This is a genomic window from Streptomyces alkaliphilus (genome assembly GCF_014141535.1).
GTDB classification, from domain to species: domain Bacteria; phylum Actinomycetota; class Actinomycetes; order Streptomycetales; family Streptomycetaceae; genus Streptomyces; species Streptomyces alkaliphilus.
Map to the genome: position 1 here is coordinate 1 of NZ_VKHT01000815.1, position 2,318 is coordinate 2,318.

A 2,318-nucleotide genomic window follows, 5' to 3' on the forward strand; every position below is an offset into this window, starting at 1 on the left:
GAGACAGGGTTCAGGCCAGGCCGTCGACGATGGCCCGCGTATTGGCGCGCATCATCTCCTCGTAGGTGCCGGCGCCCTCGCCCGGAGCGGTGAGCGACTCGGAGAACAGCGGCACGATCTCCACGTCCAGGCCGCTTTCCTCGCGCAGCGCGCGGGCCAGCCGGTCGGGGTGGGAGGAATCCACGAAGATCGCCCCGACATCGGCCTCGACGATCGCCCGGGAGAGCGACTCCAGGTCCGAGGCCCCGGGCGAGGCCAGCGTCGTGCCGCCGGGGATGACCGCTCCGATCACCCGGAAGTCGAAGCGCTCGGCGAGGTAGCCGAAGACGTGGTGGTTGGTCACCAGGTCACGGTGCCCGGGTGGGATGGTCGCGAACTCCTCCTCCATCCAGTCCGTCAGCTCCCGCAGCAGGTCGGTGTAGGCGTCGGCGTTCTCCCGCACGGCGTCCGCGTCGACGCCCGGCACCTCCTCGATGATCCGTTCGGCGATGACCTCGGTGGCCGCGATCATCCGCTCCGGGTCGGTCCAGAAATGCGGGTCGGGGTTGCCGGCGGCGTCACCCGAGGCATACGGCAGCGGGTCCACGGCCTCGCCGACCGCCTCGGTGGGCACGCCCTCCTCCCGCGCGGCCTCCACGTGCCGCAGCACGTTCTCCTCCAGGCCCATGCCGTTGTGCACGATCAGGTCGGCCCGTTCCAGACCGGCCGCCTGCGCGGCGGAGACCCCGAAGGAGTGCGGGTCGGCTCCCGGCGGCATCAGGACGGTGACCTCGGCCTCGTCGCCGGCCACCTCCCGGGTGACGTCCCCGAGGATGTTCGTGGTGACGACGATCGACGGGGTGCCGCCGGAGTCGGACGGGCCGCCGGGGGCGCCGCAGCCGGTCAGGACGGTCGGCAGCCCGGCGAGCAGCAGGGCGACGGCGCGGAACCCGCCCCGGCGGCGCGGCGTGCGGGGGGCGTGCGGGATGTGCGGGGCGTGCGGGGGATTCATCGGCCGGTCACCACCATGCGGCGGGGCTCCGCCTCCACCGGGAGGACGCGGGCGACGCGAAGGTCGTCCCGGGCGTCGATCTCGTGGATCCGTCGTTCGGCGATGTCGTTGACGTAGACGCGTTGGGTGTCCACCTCGATCACGGTCTCCGCCGGCACCGAGCCGTCGGCGGCCGGCTCCAGCAGGGCGGTGCGGGCGAGCTCCTCGCCGCTCGCCGGGTCCACGGAGACCAACTCGCCGGCGGGGTCGACGAACAGCACCGGTGCGTCCTCACCCACCGCGTTCACCGCGACGGCCGGGCCCGTTTCCCACAACCGCCAGACCGGGTCGGTGAGGTCGAGGACCCACACGCCCCGGTCCCCGGCACGGGCGGCCAGCACGGCGCCGTCGTTGCGGTGCCGCAGCTCGGTCGGGCGGTCCTCCTCGGCGGTGCCCTCCGGCCAGGGGAGCGCGGTGACCTCCGGCTCCCCGTTCCCGCCGGCGGTGAACCACAGCGCGCCCTGCGCGCAGACGTACACCGCGCCGCGTCGGGTCACGGTTGCGGCGGCGGGGTCGGAGCACTCGGCCTCCGGGGCGGCTACGGGCCCGCCGGCACGGTCGCGCACCTCCACCCGCCCGGCCCCCTCGGCGCCGGCGACGGGGACCAGCAGACCGCCGTCGAAGGGGAGGACCGGGCCGTCGGCGTCGTCGATCCGAAGGAGTTCCGCGAGTTCGCCGTCCTCCGCCGCCGAGCGGTCCAGCAGCAGCGCGCCCCCGTCGGCGAGGGTGATGGCCGTGACCGCGGTGTCGGCGTGCACGGCCACCGGTTCGGTCGCCCGGGCCTCGCCCACCTCGCGGGCGGCGGCGCGGTAGTGGTGCACGTGGTCGCCGTGGTCCACGGTCCACGCGCCGCTGTCCACCACACGCACCGCGTCGCCCTCCAACAGGTGGGCGAACCGACCGTCGCCGACGATCGGGGCGGGGCCGTCACTGGTCGCTCCCGCCTTCCCGGCCTCCCCGAGGGGGATGCTCTCCTCGTTCACCAGGTCCAGCACGTGCACGGGCTCGCCGGCGCCGGAGGCCAGGACCACCCGGGACTGCTGTTCGGCGGTCTCCTCGGCGCCCTCGACGTAGCCGTGCGGCACGTCCTCACCGTCACCTTCCCCGTGCCCGCCGTCCGCGGCGGTGTTCTCCGGGGAGGTCGGTTCGGCGGGGTCGTCGGGGCCTGCGCCGCAGCCGGTCAGCAGCAGGCAGCCGGCCAGGGCGGTGACGGGGACCGCCGACGAGAGGCGTCGACGACCGGCCCGGGGCGGACGGGGGGTGGTGCTCATCGGGGTATCTCCACGTT

General features: G+C 74.8%; 2 protein-coding genes. Both read right to left on the reverse strand.

All coding sequences use genetic code 11. The features are described 5' to 3' along the window. Nucleotides 1–10: 10 nt before the first annotated feature. The gene (gene aztC / locus FNQ90_RS20060) at nucleotides 11–991 is read right to left on the reverse strand and encodes a zinc ABC transporter substrate-binding protein AztC (protein ID WP_182607639.1); all 981 of its coding nucleotides are present in this window, start codon (nucleotides 989–991) and stop codon (nucleotides 11–13) included. Continuing rightward, on the reverse strand, nucleotides 988–2,301 hold the full coding sequence (locus FNQ90_RS20065; protein WP_182607640.1) for a PQQ-binding-like beta-propeller repeat protein: 1,314 nt from the start codon (nucleotides 2,299–2,301) through the stop codon (nucleotides 988–990). The genes aztC and FNQ90_RS20065 overlap by 4 nt, the downstream gene beginning before the upstream one ends. Nucleotides 2,302–2,318 lie beyond the last annotated feature (17 nt).

What these genes read in the sequence shown, in the direction of transcription:
- aztC (WP_182607639.1), bottom strand. Translation starts at nt 991, where the DNA reads ATGAATCCCCCGCACGCCCCGCACATCCCGCACGCCCCCCGCACGCCG.
- FNQ90_RS20065 (WP_182607640.1), bottom strand. Translation starts at nt 2,301, where the DNA reads ATGAGCACCACCCCCCGTCCGCCCCGGGCCGGTCGTCGACGCCTCTCG.